A 255-nucleotide genomic window follows, 5' to 3' on the forward strand; every position below is an offset into this window, starting at 1 on the left:
CGTATTTAGACAATAATTCACGAACTTCCATTTCAACCAATTCCAACAATTCAGCGTCATCAACCATGTCGCATTTATTCAAGAATACGATGATGTATGGAACACCAACTTGGCGAGCCAACAAGATATGCTCACGTGTTTGTGGCATTGGACCGTCAGCTGCTGAGCAAACCAAGATCGCACCATCCATCTGCGCCGCACCAGTAATCATGTTTTTAACATAGTCAGCATGACCTGGGCAGTCAACGTGTGCGT

The 255-nt window shown here is 45.1% G+C and carries 1 protein-coding gene; it reads right to left on the minus strand.

From position 1 onward, the window contains the following. The coding region (locus KDM92_RS19310) for a GTP-binding protein (RefSeq protein WP_230408431.1) at window positions 1–255 on the minus strand (255 nt) is incomplete at both ends.

The sequence above is a fragment of the Affinundibacterium baiyunense genome, from assembly GCF_018139645.1.
Taxonomy (GTDB): domain Bacteria; phylum Pseudomonadota; class Gammaproteobacteria; order Burkholderiales; family Burkholderiaceae_D; genus Undibacterium; species Undibacterium baiyunense.